The organism is Rappaport israeli, assembly GCF_001888055.1.
GTDB classification, from domain to species: domain Bacteria; phylum Pseudomonadota; class Gammaproteobacteria; order Cardiobacteriales; family Cardiobacteriaceae; genus Rappaport; species Rappaport israeli.
The window spans coordinates 1-374 of record NZ_LXHZ01000047.1; the positions used below are offsets into that span (position 1 = coordinate 1).

Below are 374 nucleotides of genomic sequence, written 5' to 3' on the forward strand. Positions count from 1 at the left end.
GGTAGCATTGCCAGCGTATCAAAACTACACCAAGCGCTCTGCGAATAATGCTTGCTTAGCTGAAGCGCGCAGTGCATCAGGGCAAATTGTTGTTGAATTGCAAGATCCTTCCACTACTACAGGCACTACTGGTACTGCATTAGACACAATCTATAAAAATAAATCAGCTTGTACTGGCGCAACAATTGGCGCAGCGACAGCTAACGCAGTAGCGGCAACTACCGTTCCAAATACCAAAGTAACTTTGGGTTCTGATACTGCCAATACAATAGTTGCTTTCAGCCCTAAAGCGCCTGGGATAAATTCATCGAGTGTAACATTACTAAAGGTGGTTCTTGTTTAGTAACGACTAAAGGCGTTAAGGATCGTTAATC

At 43.9% G+C, this 374-nt stretch carries 1 protein-coding gene; it reads left to right on the forward strand.

The features are described 5' to 3' along the window. The coding region (locus tag A5N84_RS10375; protein WP_072282148.1) for a hypothetical protein at nucleotides 1–343 on the forward strand (343 nt) is incomplete at its 5' end. Between the last annotated feature and the right edge of the window lie 31 nt (nucleotides 344–374).